This is a genomic window from Rhodococcus sp. C-2, from assembly GCF_027854095.1.
GTDB lineage: Bacteria > Actinomycetota > Actinomycetes > Mycobacteriales > Mycobacteriaceae > Rhodococcus_F > Rhodococcus_F qingshengii.
Genome location: NZ_JAQGFI010000005.1, coordinates 413,701 through 430,265 on the forward strand (window position 1 = coordinate 413,701; position 16,565 = coordinate 430,265).

Genomic DNA, 16,565 nt, shown 5'->3' on the forward strand with positions numbered 1-16,565 from the left:
ACTACGCCGTGAGCTTCACGCCGCGCAGGACGACGATGCCCTTGGGGTTGACGGGAGCAGCGTCGTAGCGGCAGACGACACGGATAGCCTGCTGGTCGTAGTCACCGAAGGTCTGGTCCAAAAGTACGACTGTCGGCGACATGTCGCGGGCAACGGTGATCATGGACATGTCAGCGAGGACGATGCTGGACTCGTTGGTGCCGGTGCCACCGTTGACGGGGATGCGGTTGGTGACAACGACAGGATGGCCGAGAAGCATGTAGGCGCCGGACTGGGTGACATCGGGCTGCACGAGGTAGCGGCCGGCGCTGTCCTTGATCTTGCGGATGTTCACGAAGTCTCGGGAGTGCATGAACCAGCGCAGGCGAGTCGGGTCGATTTCGGCGCCGAGCGCGAGACCTTCCGCGTCGTGCAGCTTGTCGATCGTGGGAACACCGACAGTGAGGATTTCCTGTGTGCCGGTGTAGTTCAGGATGCCCTTCGGCTGGGTGCCGCCGGCACCGGTACCCGCGATGAACGTGTCGTCGATCTTGCCAGCGACGTCGGTAATCATCCGGGACTGGATCGCGCCGATGGTCTCGACAATCGATTGACGGGCAAGCTCGTTGGAGTAGCGGTGCAGCGACTTGATGGATTCGATCTTCGGATCCAACAGCAGCACCTCGGAGAAGGTGGGTTCCACCTCGTCGATGAGTTCGTTCTCACCGTGCCAGGACGGGGAAGTCGAGCCTGTGTAAGTCGGTATCCTCACCGGGCCGTGGCTGTCGATGATGGTGGGGCCGGATGCGAGGAAGACGGATGCCTTCTGAAGGGGGACGGTGACGATGTTGGTGATCTGCTCTGCGGAGAGAACCGATCCAGCGCCTGCGGTGGAGAGTGCCATGTGTGGCTCCTGGTATGTCAGGGCCGGGATCGTGTGCGAGTGCCCGGCAAGGGAATAGCGTTGTACGCCAAGGGAATTGACCGCGAGCGTCGAGCTCTAGCAGTCGTACGTTTGAGGTGCCGGACCTCGGAGGTGTGACGCGAAACTTCGGAGATTCCAAAGTTTGCGCGCCCGTACACCTGGGGTGTGACATTTCAGCGCCAGGCCGATCCGTCACAGTGACAGTAGTCGAATTACTTGCATCTGTGCAACTAGTTCGAGACCGGCACCACGACGGGTGCCGGTCTCGGAGGTTGTGCGGGCTAGTTGGTTCCCTGCACCAGGCTCACGAAGTCCGCGGTGCCGGAAGCGATTTGTGTCGCCGTGTCGGTGGGCCGTGCTAGCTCGGTTCGCCCGCCGGATACTTCGCCGCCGGATCTGCCCGCAGGCTTCGGGGGGATGCCGAGGTGTGGGCGTTCGGTGGCGAGGTCTCGTGCGGCCTGTTCGTACTTACCGGGATCGGGCTTGCCGTCGTCACCGCGCAGGGCGGTGGTATCGACGTAGCGCGCAAGGTCTTCGGGGTCCGCGAGGATTCCTGTCAGTCCGTCAAGTGCAGTCTTTGTTGCGATGCCGGCTAGTTCGTCGCGGTAGGTGTCCCGTTCGGTCTGCGCGTCGGTGGCCGCTTTGCGGTTGGTGGCGGCCTCACTGCGGAGGTCTCCGATCACCTTTTGTGCCCACGCGGGCAGGGAGTCGACGGTCTCGGGTGCGGTGTCAGTCATTGTTGTTCTCCTCGTTGCGAATCGAGCTGGACTTGCGGGCAAACTCGTCGAGAAGCGAGTTCAGGAGGGTGAGCTGTTGGGGCTCGAATTTCACTGCGACGTTGGCGAGTGACTTGAGCCGGCGTCGTGCCTGCACTCGCGCCAAGCCGAGCAGGTCGCCGGTAGCGATTTCGTTGGGCATCAGTTTTTCTCCTCTGGGGCTGTGAGTTTGAGTGCTGCATTGCGCAGGAATTCAGGTGATTCGGTGATGTCGAGACCGTGTGCTTCGTCCATGCGTTCCTGGGCGGATGCGCCGAAGGCGATGGCAGAGAGTAGGACTCCGGTGCGTTCGGCGTCGGACATCAACGTGAGCATCATGTGGATGTCCACGGCGCGTCCTTCCATGGCGAGGGCGATGAGACTGGCTGCGAGCGCCATCGACTCACTGGCTTCTGTCATGTGGTTGTCCTAGGCATATGCATGGCGGTCGACGGAAAGCCAGAACTCGGCATCGGATGCTGTTTGGACGAATCCCTGCGCGGCGTCGGAGTAGTTGAAGCAGTCGTCGACGATTGAGGGGAGGTCGTAGTCGTCGGGATCGATGTCGTCGGCCGCGATCATCTTTGCGGTGACAGCCGCGAGCATGGCAGTTGCGGAGGTGTAGACGGTCATGATTCTCCTGGTGTGTAGATACCTCTGTAGCGTTTGCTGATCAACCCGTACTTGCGAAGCCGGCGTAAGTACGTACCCGCATCGTTGTTGTTGATTCCCTCTAATGCCGACTCGACGTCTTTCGCGGTGGTTTCCGGGCGGGAGTTGACGAACGCCAAGATGTCGTTGGTTCGCTCGGAGAATTCAAGGACGACGGGCTTCATAGGTGTTCTCCTGGTGTGGAAACCGTGGAAAGTGTGGAATTGGTGGAGTCTTCAGAGGTGGGTGAGTCGATGTCGAGCTGGGGATCTACCTCACTTTCAACAGTTCCCACACTTTCCACACACTTTCCATAGACACCTCGGCTCACCTTCGTGATGCGACCGGCGTCCGCCAGTCGGCCTAGAAGCGTGCCCGCCATCTTGGAATCGATATCGATGTGGGCTGCGAGTTCACTCGGCGTTGTCTGATCCCTGCCCTCAACGAACCGCAGAATCTCCATCGACCGATCACTCAACACCGTTTTCTGCTGCCTGTTCTCTACGGTGGCAGCCGCGTCCGTCAGGTCCATACCGTCGAGTGACCACCGACCGTCCGACGTTGTGAGGGCGTACTCGTTCTCGGGCACATCCCGGCCCGTCACAGCGAGCACCGCATCATCAGACTTACGTTTGCGTGCCAACACCAGAATGAAGTCCGCGGATCCCGCGATGCCCTGCGTACCGGACACTGCATCCACGAAGTCGTCGGACTCCGCCTTGCGGGTGTGGTGCACCACCAACAGACTCGACCCCGCCACCGCATCAACGAGGTCTTTCAGCTTCGTACCGATCGCATAGTCAGCGGTGTACGCATCCTCCCCGGCACGCTTGGGAGGCTTCACCTTCCCGAGCGTGTCCAAAATGATCAGAGGCGCTTTGGACCCATGGCGCTCCAGAAACTCGGAGATCATCGACACCACCTCCAGCGGGCGAGCACGAACAATCAGATGAATGTCCTTCGGGATCGGCACCCCCTCACCGAGGATCTGCCGGAACCGGCCCTGTAGTCGTCGATGCCCGTCCTCCAGCGCCATGTACAGAACTGGGCGCCGGGTGACCGGGATCTTCCCGAGGGCGAGACCACCAGCCGCGCAAGCCAGTCCGATACCAGCAACGAACCACGATTTGCCGGCCTTCGGTGGCGCAACGATCAACCCGAAACCTTCCGGGACGATGCCCTGCACGCTCCACTGCAACGGTGGAAAGTGTTGCTCATCAAGCCAAGCGCCATTCACCATCCCGTCGAGTACATGCGGTTCGGGTACGGCGTGCCGCTGACTGATCGCAATCACCTCCGCAGGTGAATTCACAGCTGTCATATGTTGATGCCTCCGCACCTGTTGATGAGTTCCGCGAGGTGGGCATCACGCCCACCCCGACGCCACAGGGCTCGCCCTGCATCCGCGTCATGTCCAATCCCCGGCCCGCCCGTCGCAGCGAGCAGGTGCTCGGCAACAACTTTCACGAGTTCGGGATCTGTTCTGCTGCTTTCCTTTTCGTGACATCTGCACGTCCATGGATCAATGCACCCGCAGTCGAGGCGCTCCATTCGGTGGCACGTTGCGCGGCGTCGGCGCAGCTGCTCGGTGATCATTCGTCCACCTCGGCCCGTCGTGCCATCTCGCGCACAACGTCCTGTAGCTGGTCGATGAGGGTGTGCACGTCATCGACCGACGCTCCACCTTCTGCCGCTGCGAGACGAGTAGCGGCCATGACAACCGCGGTGCCGAATGCCAACGCATCAGCCGCCGACAGGTAGTCGTCGGTTGCTTCCACGTACACGGTGCTCTCACCGAGAGTCATCTGCCCTTTGGCCGCTTCGTCGCACCGGAACAAGTGGACTTCGCCAACGGGAGTGTCGTAGTAGCGCTCGAACGGACGCATCGCCGTTCCTGCACACTCTGACTCGAATTCACGGTGGGGGCCGTTGTACCAAGCGGGCGGATTCGTGTCGCCGAACTGCTCGTTTGCGCGGTCGATGATGATTTCGGTTACGCTGGTGGGCATCTGAGTCTCCTGTTGGGGGATTGTTCGGGTGAAGGTCTCGTCGCCAGCGGTCGCACCCGCTGGGTTCACGATGAGGCCTTCAGTCATTTGCGCCGAAGAGCGCGAGAAATGGCAGACGGGGGATGAGCACTCGACGCCCAAGCGTCACGCTCGGGATGCTCCCGTTCTCAATTGCAGTCGTGACCGTGCGCGGATCTATCCCGAGCGCTGATGCAACGGTCGTACGCGTGATTGCAACTGTCGTCATGTTCTTGATGTCGTCGATCGACAACGTTGGTGTTGGACTTGGTGCTCCCATTCCCTGCTCTCCTGAAATGTGACTAACGCAGTTACTGGTGATATTCACCAATGGACATAATCAACATACCTCCCGTAGGCTGAACCCACAAGCGCAGGCGAAAATCACCAACAAGGGGATCGTCAAATGACTTCAGAATCAGAGAATCAAGATCTGTCCTTGCCCGGTACGTACGGGCCAACGGACCCCGGCGGAGGGCCGTGGATCGAGAAGTACCAGCTGCGGGAGTGGTTCAACCCGAGTCCCAGCATCCGATTCGGAATGTGGATGAAGGCCCGGCGAATGATGTTGAGCGAGCAGACCGCGGACGAATCAGTGAAGAGCTCAATGACGCAGGCTGGTATTGCTGAGCAGATGACCCAGGCAGGCATCAAGATAGATGCTTCTGCGGTGGCGCGCCTTGAGAAGGGGAAGCGAAAGATCACTCTCGACGAAGCCGAATTGATCGCCCGTCTGCTCGGGGTCGACATCGCCTACATGATCTCGACGAAGGCCCCTGATGACATCGCGAAGTGGGAACGCGAACGGTATTTCGCTCGACTCGGAATGAGGCCAGACAATGGCGAGGCGTAGCCGGCGGGCAGGCAAAGGCAGCATCACCAGCTACACCACCAAAGCCGGCACCCGATGGCGCTACCAACTCTGGGTACCCATCGACCCCGAACAACCCGACAACGGAGACCGGCAAACCGGCAAAGCAGGATTCGCAACAGCCGAAGACGCCGACAACGCACTCACCGACGCCAAAAACCAACTCAAGAACCGAATCAAGTTTGTCCGCACCGCACCCACCATCGCGGCCTACGCCGACCAATGGATCGCCGGACTCCAGCTCGAAGCATCCACCATCGCCGGATACAAACGCCTCGCCAAAAACCACGTCAAACCCAAACTCGGCGATCTGACACTCGACAAAGTGACAGCAACCCGCCTCGCAGCCCACTACAAATATCTCCGCACCGAAGGCCGCAAAGACGCCGGCCATGTCGGTGAACCGCTGTCCGCGAACACCGTCAACAAAGTGCACGTACTCATCGGAGCCATGTTCGACGCCGCCAAAGACGACGGATACATCGCAGTCAACCCAGCCCGCAAAGCAGGCATCGTCAAAGCCCCCACAGGCCGCCAAATCAAAGCAGCCAAACCCGAGATGCTCACGTGGACCAGAGAGCAGCTCGCAGCCTTCCTCGCGTGGAACCGAAACGAACTCGAAGACGACTACTACCCGCTATGGCACCTCATCGCCTACACCGGCATGCGCAGATCCGAAGCACTTGCCCTCCGCTGGGCCGACATCGACCAGGCATCCGGCAGGGTGTCCATCCGACGCGCACTCGACACCACCGCCCGAGGCACCGTCAAACTCACCAAGACAGGTGGCGCACGAGTCGTCAACCTCGACAAGAACACCCTCGACGTACTGAAGAGCTACCGGGCCAAGCGTGGAGCCGTAGCCCTGTCGCTGGCAGGTGGTACCGGGTACGTGTTCGGGAACCTCGACGGCACCAGCCGACAACCCAAAGCCATCACGAAGGCGTGGGGGTTGCGGATGGGGTGGGCCAAGGCAGCGCTCGGAGAGGACGTACTGCCTCACATGACGCTGAAGGGGCTGCGGCACACGCACGCCTCGCTGCTGCTGGAGTCGGGGGAACACCCGAAGGTGGTGCAGGAGCGTCTGGGGCACTCGACCATCACCACGACGATGGACATCTACTCGCACGTGAGTCCGACGATGCAACGCGAGGCTGCGGACAGGTTCGCTGCACTCGTTCAGTAGGTCGCTATTGCATATCCTGTTGCATGGACACAAAAAAGAAGGCCCTTGACCACCGTATCGGCAGGTCAAGGGCCTTCTAGTTCTGTCGGGGTGGCGGGATTTGAACCCACGACCTCTTCGTCCCGAACGAAGCGCGCTACCAAGCTGCGCCACACCCCGTGTCGAACCTCGGTTAGCTTACATTACCGAGTCGACTGACATTAAATCCGCAGGTCAGTTGCGTAGAACCGACGCTGGAGACTCTGCGGAACTGTGTGCGGAGACATGCTCCGGTTCGCGCCTGGTCGCCGGAACCAAAGTCAGCAGAGTTGCCTCGGGGCGGCAGCAGAAGCGTGCCGGAGCCCACGGCGAAGTGCCGATGCCCGCTGAGACGTGCAGCTGGGTGTGCGCGCCCCACTTCGACGGTCCCTTGACCCGGGATCGGTCGATCTGGCAGTTGGTGACCAGCGCGCCGTAGAACGGAAGGCACAGCTGACCACCGTGCGTGTGGCCGGCGAGCACCAGGTCGTAGCCGTCGTCGGCGAACCGGTCGAGAACTCGAGGTTCGGGTGAGTGCGTCAGGCCGAGCTTGAGCTGGGCGACGGGATTCGGTGTTCCGGCGACGGTGTCGTAGCGATCGCGCTTCAGGTGCGGATCGTCGACGCCGGCGGCAGCAATGCGAATACCGGCCACTTCGAGTTCGCGGCGCACGTGGGTCATGTCGAGCCATCCACGTTCGGTGAACGCGGCCCGCAGATCGCCCCAGGGGAGGGGATCGCCGGTGATGCGCTTGTCCTTGTTGAAGATGTAGCTCAGTGGATTCTTCGGTTTCGGAGCGAAGTAGTCGTTGCTGCCGAAGACGAACAGACCCGGCCGAGCCAACAGATCGCCGAGCGCCTGGACCACTGCCGGGACGCTGCGCTGATGCGACAAGTTGTCGCCGGTGTTGATTACGAGGTCGGGGTCGAGGCCTTCGAGCTCACGCAACCAATTCTGTTTCAACCGTTGGTTCGGCATCATGTGCAGGTCGCTGAGATGGAGGACCCGCAGCGACGACGAACCGGGCGCCAGGACTGGCATCGTCACCTCACGCAGTGCAAATGCATTGCGTTCGATGCCGGATGCGTACCCGATCCCTAGTGCAGCGGCGCCCGCGGCACCAAGTGCGGTGCGGGTCAGATTGGTGCGGAACTGGGAAGACACCTCTCAAGGATACGGGTGTGGCGTTCTTCTGCGTCGCTCTCGCCGCCTTTTACAGCTATTCCACAGAGAATTGTGTCCGGGCGGAGGTAACTATCGGCACGCTCGAAACGCCGAGCGCGTAGCGTTTCCACCATGTCCGACACGACACCATCGCTCAAAGCCACCCTCCGAACCGACATGGTTGCATCCATGAAGGCGAAGGATCCGCTACGTACAGCCACCCTTCGGATGCTCATGGCAGCCATCCAGACCGAAGAGGTTGCAGGTAAGGAAGCACGGGTCCTCACCGACGAAGAAATCATCAAAGTCCTTGCAAAGGAATCGAAGAAGCGCGGCGAATCGGCCGAGATCTACACCGAGAACGGCCGCGGTGAACTTGCCGCGAAAGAGCGCGCCGAAGCTCAGATCATCGACGAGTACCTGCCGACGCCGTTGACCGACGCCGAACTCGTCGACGTCGTCGACACCGCCCTCGCTCAGGTGTCCGAGGAGCTCGGTGAGCGTCCGGGTATGCGTCAGATGGGCCAGGTCATCAAGGCCGCCAGCGCGCTGGCCAAGGGCAAGGCCGATGGCGCCCGTATCTCTGCAGCAGTGAAGTCCCGCTTGTAGAAGCGCGCCACCGGAAACCGAAAACGGCCGCGAACTCCGAGTCACTCGGAGATCGCGGCCGTTCTTGTTTTCAGAGCCGTCAGTTTTCAGGGCCGTCAGTTCGGTGGGGTCCCCGCAGGCGGTGCGGGTTCGCCTCCCGGCGGAGTCGCATCCGGGGGAGTCGCGCCCGGTGCCGGAGCTGCTGGAGCTGCCGGGGATGCGGGTGCTGCCGGAGCCCTTACGGACCCGTCACTGATGTAGATCGTGACGGTCGAACCCGGGATCGCGGACCCGGACGGCGAAACTCCGGTGACCGTTCCCGCGCGTGCTCCGGACGCCGTGGTCACGGAATTGACCGTGAAGCCGGACGCCTGCAACCTCGACGTCGCCGCCGACTGGCTCAGGCCGACAACCTCGGGAACCTGGCCGTTCTGTGATCCCCGTGCGTACTTCTCGTCGATCGGAGGCAGCGAGGTGGGCCCGAAGTTGTTGGCGACCGGGTTCATTGCCGCGAACCAGGATCTCGCCGGTTCGGTACCGCCGTACAGGTTGCCGCTGTAGCAGGGGCGTAGCGGGCTCGAGCAGATCTCGCCGGGTGTCGGGGAGTCGCCGAAGATGTAGACGGCCGCAGCGAGGTTGTTGGTGAAACCGAGGAACGCCGAGGACTTGTGGGTCTCGGTGGTACCCGTCTTGCCCGACATCGGCAGGCTCCATCCGGCGCTGCTCGCGGCACCGGCAGACGTACCGGCGCCGACGTCGTCACGGCTCATGGCGTTGGCGAGTGTGTCTGCCAAGCCGGGCTCGACGACCTGCTCACAGCCCTGCTCGGTGACGGCCACCGGCTTGCCGTAGCGGTCGAAGACCGAATCGATGGGACTCGGCGGGCACCACTTGCCGTGCGAGGCGAGAGTGGCCGCGACGTTGGAGAGTTCGAGCGGGTTGATCCAGGTGGGGCCGAGGGTGAACGAACCGAGGTTTTGTTCCTTCTGGAAGTCGGCCATGCTGCGCTCGTCGAAGCCCGAGGTGTTGGGATCGGCGTACGAGCGCATGCCGAGACGGACAGCCATGTCGACGGTCGGCGTGACGCCGGTCGCCTCGATGAGCTTGACGAAAGCGGTGTTTGGGGACTGTGCCAGGGCGTCGGTCACGGACAGCGTCGGCGGATAGTTGCCGGCGTTCTCCACGCAGTACGTCGAGACCGGGCAGCCTGCCGCACCACCGCTACCCATGCCCTTGGCTTCGAAGCGCTTGGGCACGTCGAGGGTCGCGTTGATGCCGAGGCCCTTCTCCATCGCCGCAGCGGTCGTGAAGATCTTGAAGACGGAACCCGCACCGTCACCGGCAAGGGAGTACGGCTGCGCCTGGACGGTTTCGTCGGCGTCGGCATTGAGTCCGTACGTGCGACTGCTGGCCATCGCGATGACCTTGTGTGAATCCTGGCCCGGCCTGATCACGTTCATCACGTTCGCGATGCCGTCGAGGTTGGCGCTCGCGTTCGCGTTCAGTCCGGCCTTGGTGGACGCCTGGACCTGCGGATCGAGAGTGGTCTTGATGAGGTAACCACCCTCGTTGATCTGGTCGCGGGTGATTCCGGCATCCGAGAGGTACTTCAGTGCGTAATCACAGAAGAATCCGCGATCGCCTGCAGCGATGCAGCCGCGCGGCAAGTTGTTGGGGGTTTCGAGGACGCCGAGGGGCTCTTCCTTGGCCGCACGGAACTCGTCGGCACGATCCGGAATGTTCGTGATCATGGTGTCGAGCACGGTGTTACGACGCTCGGTCACGCCCTCGACGTTCGTGTACGGGTTCAGCGCGGAGCTGGACTGAACCATGCCGGCCAGCATCGCGGACTGCGGAACGGTCAGATCTGCGGCGTCGACGCCGAAGTAGGTCTGAGCCGCGTCCTGAATGCCGAAGGATCCGTTGCCGAAAGGTACGAGGTTGAGGTACCGGGTGAGGATCTCGTCTTTCGTGAGTTCCTTGTCCAGCGTCAGCGCCATCCGGATCTCGCGGATCTTTCGGGCCGGGGTGGTCTCGATGGCAGCGCGGCGCTCGGCATCCGTCTTGGCCACGACCAACAGTTGGTAGTTCTTCACATACTGCTGATCGAGTGTCGACGCGCCCTGCTGCACTTCACCGGTCGTCGTGTTGGTGAGGAAGGCGCGCAGCGTTCCCTGCCAGTCGACGCCCTTGTGGTCGGGGAACCGGCGGTCCTCGATGGAGACGATCGCCAACTTCATGTTGTTGGAGATCTTCTCGCTCGGGACTTCGAAGCGTCGTTGGTCGTACAGCCAGGCAATGGGATTGCCTGCCGCATCGACCATGGTGGACACCGCGGGGACCGTGCCTTCGACCAGTTCGGCCGAGACGTTGTCGACGGTATCGGCAGCGCGATTGGACGCGAATCCGAATCCGCCGGCCACCGGGAACATCACCCCTGCGACCAGGACACCCGCCAATGCGGAGCTTCCGGCGAGCTTCGCCACTGTTTTTGCAATCGACACGATCTACAGAGTACGTGTGCCCACCCATTGGAACCGGTTTCAGTGTTTTGCGGGTGTTCAAAACCTCCTGAACACGCGCTTTGTACTGCCGTACCAAAAAATGCTCCCGACCGTCTTGCGTTAGGGGCGTTCTTTACCTAAATTGTGATCAGTGTGATCGACGTAACACTCGATCACGAATGTGTCTCAGCTTTCACGTGCTACCGCGAGACGGCTGAGATGGTGCGCTGCTCGCCTCATGGCGACGGTCAGACTTTGTAGAGGGGACCCAGAATGTACACAGCCACCCCGAGTAGCCGTTTGGACATCGAGCAGGCCGAGGCACGAATTGCCTGGGTAACTCAGGCGCGATGCCGCGAGGTCGATCCCGACCAACTTTTTGTTCGTGGCGCCGCACAGCGCAAGGCAGCCACCATCTGCCGTCACTGCCCGGTTCTCATGCAGTGCGGAGCAGATGCTCTCGACAACCGTGTCGAGTTCGGTGTGTGGGGCGGAATGACCGAACGTCAGCGCCGTGCACTGCTCAAGCAGCACCCCGACGTCGACTCCTGGTCCGAGTTCTTCGAAGACCAGCGCCAGCATCACTCAGCAGTCTGATCCAGGTCGATCGGGGGATCAGCCCTTACGAGTGAGCTGATCTCCCACCGCGCGCAGCGCCTCGAGGTCCGAGACCTCGAACGGTAGCGACGGAACACCGATCAGCGGCACCCTCGGGTGAGCTGCGGTGAATCGACTCAGCAAGGCGATTTCTCGCTTCGCGATCACTGCCCGATGGGCATGGATGCGGAGAACGGCTGCGGTGAGGGCCTCGGCCTCGGTCGCATTTTCCTTCGCTTCCAGTTTGTCGGCGGCGGTCACCGCATGATCGGCAGGCAGAGCCGTCAACGTCGGGTGAGTGCGGTTGAGAACCAGACCGGCCAACGGCATCGAGTCACCCGCAAGGCGATCGACGAAGAACGCCGCCTCACGGAGAGCGTCGGGCTCGGCCGCTGCGATCACCAGGAAATGAGTCCCCGGCTGACGCAGCAACTCGTAGGTCTTCGTGGCGCGTTCACGGAAACCGCCGAACATCGAGTCGAGCGACTGCACGAATGCCGATGCATCCGAAAGCATTTGGCTTCCCACGATGGTCGAGACACCCTTCAGGGCCAATCCCATCGCGCCGGCCACGAGCCTGGTCAGGCCACGGCCGGGTGCCGAGAGCAGCCGGATCATCCGTCCGTCGAGGAATGTTCCGAGCCTCTGTGGAGCGTCGAGGAAGTCGAGCGCATTGCGCGACGGCGGGGTATCGACGATCACCAGATCCCACGCGTCGTTCGACGCCAGCTGCCCCAACTTCTCCATCGCCATGTACTCCTGCGTTCCGGAGAACGATGTGGCAACGGTTTGGTAAAAGGGATTCGCCAGGATCTGCTCGGCCTTCTCAGGGCTCGAATGCTCGATGACCATCTCGTCGAAAGTCCGACGCATGTTCAGCATCATCGCGTGGAGTTCGCCCGTGGCCTCGGGACCCAGCTTCACCGGCTGCGGAGTGTTGTCGAGTTCGGCCACACCCAAGGCCTGTGCGAGGCGACGGGCCGGATCGATGGTGAGGACGACTACGCGTCGGCCCTCTTCGGCTGCCCGCAACGCCAGCGACGCAGCCGTCGTGGTCTTGCCGACGCCACCTGCGCCGCAACACACCACGATCCGGGCCGTCGGGTCCTTGATGATCGCCGAAATATCGAGGGCAGGAGCTGCGCGTCGGCCGGTCCTGGAACTGCCGACCGTCACGTTCTCGGTGGTCTCGGTCATCACACGCCCTGTTCCGTGAGGTATTCGGCCAGCTCGTAGAGCCCACCGAGATCGACGCCGTCGGCGAGTGCGGGAAGTTGCACCCGCGCGCCGTCGATCTCGCGGAGCTTCTCCGCACTGGATTCTTGAGCTTCGAGCACCGACGCGTGCTCGATCGTCTCGGTGAGCAGGCCGGCGAAGTCGTCGTCGGACAGATCGATGCCGACATCGGAGAGCGTCGACCGGATCGAAGCTGCATCGATGTTGCCGGCTGCAGCACCGGAGAGTTGGTCTTCGGGCAAGAACCTCGGGCTGGCGCGGTTGACGATGATGGCACCGAGGTTGAGGTCGTCACGCGCCAGTTCTGCGGCGGCGTCGGCGGTTTCCTGAACGGGCAGCGCTTCGAGAAGCGCAACAAGATGTACGACGGTCTCCGGCGAGTGCAGCAGCCGAACGACGCCTTCACTCTGCGAATGCACCGGGCCGCCCTTGGCGAGGTCGGCCATCGCCTTGGTGACGTCGAGGAAGCTGCCGATCCGCCCGGTCGGGGGAGCATCGACGACAACGGCGTCGTACACGCGTTTGCCGGTTCGATCGGTGCGGATGACGCACTCCTTGATCTTGCCGGTGAGCAGAACGTCGCGAAGGCCTGGAGCGATTGTGGTGGCGAATTCGATGGCGCCGAACTTACGCATCGCCCGGCCGGCGAAGCCGAGGTTGTAGAACATTTCGAGGTATTCGAGGAACGCGGTCTCGATGTCGACGGCCAGAGCCATCACTTCACCGCCACCTTCGGCGGCCGCGACCTTGGTCTCCTGCGGTGGAAGCGGTGGCACGTCGAAGAGCTGCGCGATTCCCTGGCGGCCCTCGACCTCCACGAGGAGAACGCGCTTGCCGCCTTCGGCCAACGCGAGCGCCAACGCGGCGGCAACCGTGGACTTACCGGTTCCGCCTTTACCTGACACAAAGTGCAGGCGGGCCTTCGTCGCAGACTCGGGCCAGGTCCTGCTCAGCTCATCTTGGGATGCAACCACACCGCGAGCCTATAAGTCTGGGGCCGAAGATGTACGCGGGATAGGCTCACCGCATGAGCGAAATAACTTCCTGGGAATACACCGTGACTCCGTTGCTGGTCCACAATCCGAAGGCAATTCTCGACAACTGGGGTGTCGACGGCTGGGAACTCGTCGCCGTCCTGCCGAGCGCGTCGGGCGAGCAGCACGTCGCGTACATGAAGCGTCCGAAGGGCTGAATCACATGGCAGAGGCAACACAGACCTGGTCGGAGCGTCTCGCCGAACTGGGCATTGCACTTCCCGCCGTCGCGGCACCCGTCGCTGCGTACGTTCCCGCGGTTCGCAGCGGCAACCACGTGTACACGTCGGGTCAGCTCCCGTTCGTCGACGGAAAACTGGCGCTGACCGGCAAGCTCGGCGCGGGCGTGTCGGATGAGGACGCCAAGGCCGCGGCTCGCACCTGCGCGCTCAACGCTCTCGCTGCCATCGACGCCCTGGTCGGCATCGACAACGTCGTTCGTGTCGTCAAGGTTGTCGGCTTCGTGGCATCCGCCGAAGGATTCACCGGTCAGCCCGGCGTGATCAACGGCGCATCCGAGTTCCTCGGTGAGGTGCTCGGCGACGCCGGTATCCACGCCCGTTCGGCAGTCGGCGTGGCAGAACTTCCCCTCGGCTCTCCGGTCGAGGTGGAACTGATCGTCGAAGTTCGCTGATGTCGACTGTCCATCCCGCCTACGCGCAGCTTCGCCGCGTCACCGACATCGCTTCGGTCTTGCTCGAGAACAACCCGGGCATGATGACGCTGGACGGTACGAACACTTGGATTCTGCACGCTCCGGGCAGCGTCGAGTGTGTTGTCGTCGATCCAGGCGACAACGACGAGGAACACCTGCAACGTGTCGCTGGTATCGGTCCGGTAGCGCTGACCTTGATCACGCACCGGCACTACGACCACACCGGCGGGGTGGACCGTTTCCACGAATTGACTTCGGCTCCAGTGCGTTCCGTCGACCCAACTTTTCTTCGCGGGGGCGCTTCGGCGCTTGTCGACGGTGAAGTGATCGAGGTAGCGGGCCTGAAGTTGCGGATCCTCGCGACGCCGGGCCATACCGCGGATTCGGTGTCGATAGTCATCGAGAACGATGCGAGCGTGCTGACGGGCGACACCATTCTCGGCCGCGGCACGGCAGTTCTCGACGACTCCGACGGCGATCTGGGGGACTACCTCACCTCGCTGCGATCGCTGGCCGCACTCGGCGAAGGACTGACGGTTCTTCCCGGGCACGGTCCGGACCTACCCGATCTGCAGGCGATTTCGCAGCAGTACCTCGCCCACCGCGAGGAGCGTCTGGATCAGGTGCGGGCTGCTCTGTCGACGTTGGGCGAGTCGGCCTCGGTGCGCGACGTAGTCGAACACGTCTACTCCGACGTGGACCCGAAGTTGTGGCCGGTCGCGGAGAAATCCGTCAACGTGCAGTTGGCGTATCTGCGACGCTGAGGCGCTCGGCGCCGACATGCAGAGCTGAGTTGTGTGGCCGAACTGCCGCCATCTATGCCGATCGAGGTATAGCTGGCGGCAGTTTTTGCATTTGTTTGATATGGGTCACGGGCCAATAGTTAGTCCATGACCTCACAATGCGACGGATGGATCCGCAATTACGTGGACGGCTCCTATGTCGAACCCGACGAGTCGTCGAGCTTCGATCAGGTCGACCCAGCAACGGGCCGTGTTCTCGCCCGGGTCCACGAGGCCGACAAGGCCCTGGTCGATCGGGCCGTGACCTCTGCCAGACGTGCTCTGGACAACGGTTGGGCCGATACGCCGGTTCGAGAGCGGACGGCTCTGCTGCGACGCGCTGCCGACCGGATCGAGGAGCGATTCGAAGAGTTCGTCGCCGCAGAGATGGCGGACACCGGCAAGCCGATCACGCAGGCACGCGAACTCGACGTCGCGCGCGCCCTGACGAACTTCCGCACCTTCGCCGACATCGTCGCCGCGGCGGGACAGGAATCGTTTGTCACGGACCTCGCGGGCGGCAAGCAGGCGCTGAACTACGCGATCCGCAAGCCGCTCGGCGTCGTCGCCGTGATCGTTCCGTGGAACCTGCCGCTGCTTCTCCTGACCTGGAAGGTTGCGCCCGCGCTCGCGTGCGGAAACTCCGTGGTGGTCAAGCCCTCCGAGGAAACCCCGGCGACTGCGTCGTTGCTGGCCGAGGTGCTCGAAGAGGTCGGCCTGCCTGCCGGCGTCTACAACGTCGTCCACGGGTTCGGTGCGAACTCCGCCGGCGAGTTCCTCACCACGCACCCCGGCATCGACGGTGTCACCTTCACCGGTTCTTCGGCAACCGGTTCGCATGTCATGAAAACCGTTGCGCCGCGAGTCCGTCCGGTCTCGTTCGAACTCGGCGGCAAGAACGCCGCGATCGTCTTCGACGACGTCGACATCGACGAAGCTCTGACGGGCCTGACCAAATCGGTGTTCACCAATACCGGCCAGGTCTGCCTGTGCACCGAGCGGGTGTACGTGCACCGCAGTATTTTCGACGACATCGCCGGTGGACTCGTCGAGCGGGCAGCAGGATTGCGTCTGGGCGACCCGACGCTCGATGCAACGACGACCGGACCGCTCATTTCGCAGGCGCATCGGAAGAAGGTTCTCGACTACTTCGAGATCGCCGAGCAGGAAGGCGCGAAAGTGCTGACCGGCGGCGGTATTCCGGACCTCGGACAGGAACTGTCGGGCGGATCCTGGATCGAACCCACCCTGTGGACAGGCTTGACCAACAAGGATCGCGTCGTGCGCGAGGAGATCTTCGGACCCGTCGCAGCACTCATTCCGTTCGAGACCGAAGCCGAGGCGATCGCCCTGGCAAACGACACCGAGTACGGCCTCGCTGCCTCCGTGTGGACCAACGACCTGCGCCGCGGACACCGCGTCGCGCAGAAGATGAACGTCGGAATCTCCTGGGTCAACACGTGGTTCACCCGCGAACTGCGATCTCCCTTCGGCGGTATGGGCCTGTCCGGCATCGGACGTGAGGGCGGCGAGTCCTCGCTGCACTTCTACACCGAACCGACGAATGTATGTGTGCAACTGTGAACATCGAAA

21 protein-coding genes and 1 tRNA gene are annotated in these 16,565 nt (G+C 62.5%); 8 read left to right on the forward strand and 14 right to left on the reverse strand.

Annotated features, from left to right (window positions below; all coding sequences use genetic code 11):
• Position 1: 1 nt before the first annotated feature.
• The 9 genes from PCS43_RS13495 to PCS43_RS13535 form a co-directional block, all read right to left on the reverse strand.
• Positions 2 to 883 (reverse strand): phage major capsid protein, encoded by an 882-nt coding sequence (locus tag PCS43_RS13495; protein WP_209922622.1) that lies wholly within the window; start codon positions 881 to 883, stop codon positions 2 to 4.
• 302 nt (positions 884 to 1,185) lie between these two features.
• A complete protein-coding gene (locus PCS43_RS13500) occupies positions 1,186 to 1,641 on the reverse strand; it encodes a hypothetical protein (protein WP_270923048.1) in 456 nt (151 codons plus the stop codon).
• Positions 1,634 to 1,822: a hypothetical protein gene (locus tag PCS43_RS13505; RefSeq protein ID WP_270923049.1), complete on the reverse strand. Its 189-nt coding sequence runs from the start codon at positions 1,820 to 1,822 to the stop codon at positions 1,634 to 1,636. Before PCS43_RS13505 ends, PCS43_RS13500 begins: the two co-directional genes overlap by 8 nt.
• A complete protein-coding gene (locus tag PCS43_RS13510; protein WP_270923050.1) occupies positions 1,822 to 2,079 on the reverse strand; it encodes a hypothetical protein in 258 nt (85 codons plus the stop codon). Before PCS43_RS13510 ends, PCS43_RS13505 begins: the two co-directional genes overlap by 1 nt.
• Before the next feature lie 9 nt (positions 2,080 to 2,088).
• Positions 2,089 to 2,292: a hypothetical protein gene (locus PCS43_RS13515; protein WP_270923051.1), complete on the reverse strand. Its 204-nt coding sequence runs from the start codon at positions 2,290 to 2,292 to the stop codon at positions 2,089 to 2,091.
• The gene (locus tag PCS43_RS13520; protein ID WP_270923052.1) at positions 2,289 to 2,495 is read right to left on the reverse strand and encodes a hypothetical protein; all 207 of its coding nucleotides are present in this window, start codon (positions 2,493 to 2,495) and stop codon (positions 2,289 to 2,291) included. Before PCS43_RS13520 ends, PCS43_RS13515 begins: the two co-directional genes overlap by 4 nt.
• Entirely contained in the window at positions 2,492 to 3,631 is a 1,140-nt protein-coding gene (locus PCS43_RS13525; protein WP_270923053.1) for an AAA family ATPase, read from the reverse strand. Before PCS43_RS13525 ends, PCS43_RS13520 begins: the two co-directional genes overlap by 4 nt.
• Positions 3,632 to 3,902: 271 nt before the next feature.
• Positions 3,903 to 4,319, reverse strand: a complete 417-nt coding sequence (locus PCS43_RS13530) for a hypothetical protein (protein WP_270923054.1) — start codon at positions 4,317 to 4,319, stop codon at positions 3,903 to 3,905.
• Positions 4,320 to 4,398: 79 nt separating this feature from the next.
• The gene (locus PCS43_RS13535; RefSeq protein ID WP_270923055.1) at positions 4,399 to 4,617 is read right to left on the reverse strand and encodes a helix-turn-helix domain-containing protein; all 219 of its coding nucleotides are present in this window, start codon (positions 4,615 to 4,617) and stop codon (positions 4,399 to 4,401) included.
• Between the two features lie 126 nt (positions 4,618 to 4,743).
• On the opposite strand from PCS43_RS13535, the gene PCS43_RS13540 reads away from it, so the two are divergent.
• Both PCS43_RS13540 and PCS43_RS13545 read left to right on the forward strand, forming a co-directional pair.
• Positions 4,744 to 5,190: a helix-turn-helix domain-containing protein gene (locus tag PCS43_RS13540; RefSeq protein ID WP_270923056.1), complete on the forward strand. Its 447-nt coding sequence runs from the start codon at positions 4,744 to 4,746 to the stop codon at positions 5,188 to 5,190.
• Entirely contained in the window at positions 5,177 to 6,394 is a 1,218-nt protein-coding gene (locus tag PCS43_RS13545) for a tyrosine-type recombinase/integrase (protein ID WP_270923057.1), read from the forward strand. The genes PCS43_RS13540 and PCS43_RS13545 overlap by 14 nt, the downstream gene beginning before the upstream one ends.
• An 85-nt stretch (positions 6,395 to 6,479) precedes the next feature.
• Here PCS43_RS13545 and PCS43_RS13550 read toward each other — a convergent pair.
• Together PCS43_RS13550 and PCS43_RS13555 are read right to left on the reverse strand one after the other, a co-directional pair.
• Positions 6,480 to 6,553: transfer RNA gene (locus PCS43_RS13550), tRNA-Pro, on the reverse strand.
• Between the two features lie 54 nt (positions 6,554 to 6,607).
• Positions 6,608 to 7,576, reverse strand: a complete 969-nt coding sequence (locus tag PCS43_RS13555; protein WP_042446661.1) for a metallophosphoesterase — start codon at positions 7,574 to 7,576, stop codon at positions 6,608 to 6,610.
• A gap of 132 nt (positions 7,577 to 7,708) precedes the next feature.
• Here PCS43_RS13555 and PCS43_RS13560 point away from each other — a divergent pair, with 132 nt between their 5' ends.
• A complete protein-coding gene (locus PCS43_RS13560; RefSeq protein WP_003943491.1) occupies positions 7,709 to 8,185 on the forward strand; it encodes a GatB/YqeY domain-containing protein in 477 nt (158 codons plus the stop codon).
• A 95-nt stretch (positions 8,186 to 8,280) separates the two neighbouring features.
• On the opposite strand, the gene PCS43_RS13565 is transcribed toward PCS43_RS13560, so the two are convergent.
• Positions 8,281 to 10,650, reverse strand: coding sequence for a penicillin-binding protein (locus PCS43_RS13565; RefSeq protein ID WP_003943525.1), 2,370 nt, complete (start codon positions 10,648 to 10,650; stop codon positions 8,281 to 8,283).
• 291 nt (positions 10,651 to 10,941) lie between these two features.
• On the opposite strand from PCS43_RS13565, the gene PCS43_RS13570 reads away from it, so the two are divergent.
• Entirely contained in the window at positions 10,942 to 11,265 is a 324-nt protein-coding gene (locus PCS43_RS13570; RefSeq protein ID WP_007732375.1) for a WhiB family transcriptional regulator, read from the forward strand.
• Positions 11,266 to 11,283: 18 nt separating this feature from the next.
• Here PCS43_RS13570 and PCS43_RS13575 read toward each other — a convergent pair whose 3' ends face one another.
• Complete coding sequence (locus PCS43_RS13575; RefSeq protein ID WP_007732380.1) at positions 11,284 to 12,462, reverse strand: ArsA family ATPase; 1,179 nt, start codon at positions 12,460 to 12,462, stop codon at positions 11,284 to 11,286.
• A complete protein-coding gene (locus PCS43_RS13580) occupies positions 12,462 to 13,475 on the reverse strand; it encodes an ArsA family ATPase (RefSeq protein WP_037130910.1) in 1,014 nt (337 codons plus the stop codon). The genes PCS43_RS13575 and PCS43_RS13580 overlap by 1 nt, the downstream gene beginning before the upstream one ends.
• Before the next feature lie 53 nt (positions 13,476 to 13,528).
• Between PCS43_RS13580 and PCS43_RS13585 the strand changes: the two genes are divergently transcribed.
• From PCS43_RS13585 to PCS43_RS13600, 4 genes are all read left to right on the forward strand, one after another.
• The gene (locus tag PCS43_RS13585) at positions 13,529 to 13,693 is read left to right on the forward strand and encodes a hypothetical protein (protein WP_003943454.1); all 165 of its coding nucleotides are present in this window, start codon (positions 13,529 to 13,531) and stop codon (positions 13,691 to 13,693) included.
• A 5-nt stretch (positions 13,694 to 13,698) separates the two neighbouring features.
• Entirely contained in the window at positions 13,699 to 14,169 is a 471-nt protein-coding gene (locus PCS43_RS13590) for a RidA family protein (protein WP_003943508.1), read from the forward strand.
• Positions 14,169 to 14,954 (forward strand): MBL fold metallo-hydrolase, encoded by a 786-nt coding sequence (locus PCS43_RS13595; protein ID WP_007732381.1) that lies wholly within the window; start codon positions 14,169 to 14,171, stop codon positions 14,952 to 14,954. Before PCS43_RS13590 ends, PCS43_RS13595 begins: the two co-directional genes overlap by 1 nt.
• Positions 14,955 to 15,080: 126 nt before the next feature.
• Positions 15,081 to 16,556, forward strand: coding sequence for a 2-hydroxymuconic semialdehyde dehydrogenase (locus PCS43_RS13600; protein WP_020905966.1), 1,476 nt, complete (start codon positions 15,081 to 15,083; stop codon positions 16,554 to 16,556).
• Positions 16,557 to 16,565: the final 9 nt, after the last annotated feature.